The organism is Mesorhizobium sp. M7A.F.Ca.US.006.04.2.1 (assembly GCF_004022915.1).
GTDB lineage: Bacteria > Pseudomonadota > Alphaproteobacteria > Rhizobiales > Rhizobiaceae > Mesorhizobium > Mesorhizobium ciceri.
The window spans coordinates 1-456 of the sequence record NZ_RZQA01001651.1 but is presented as its reverse complement, the minus strand read 5'-3'; the positions used below and the strand labels follow the sequence as shown (position 1 = coordinate 456).

At 73.2% G+C, this 456-nt stretch carries 1 pseudogene; it reads left to right on the top strand.

The window, feature by feature from the left end:
- A pseudogene (locus EN925_RS39230) lies at positions 1-456 on the top strand (helix-turn-helix domain-containing protein); the annotation flags it as partial.

Genomic DNA, 456 nt, shown 5'->3' with positions numbered 1-456 from the left:
GGCGCGCTGGATCGCGTCGCCTTGCGCGAAGACCCGCCGGCGCTGGCGCTGCGCGGCATTGCCATGGCGCAGCTCGGCGATCTCGATCGCGCCAAGGCGCTGCTGCGGCGTGCCGCGCGCGGCTTCGGCCCGAAAGAGGCGGTAGCGCGTGCCAGATGCGTCGTTGCCGAGGCCGAGATCGCGCTGGTCTCGCGGGATCTCGGCTGGCCGGCCAAGGCTTTAGATGCGGCGCGGGCGACGCTGGAAAAGCGTGGCGACCGGCTGAACGCAGCGCATGCCGGCCACCTCAAGGTGCGGCGCCTGCTATTGATCGGCCGTCTCGACGAGGCCGAAGACGTGCTGGCGGGGCTCGACCCGGCACCGCTTCCGCCGGCCTCGCGCGCCGCCCACGAACTGGCCGTCGCCGGCATCGCGATGCGGCGCCTCAAGACGAAGCCGGCGCGCAGGGCGTTGGAG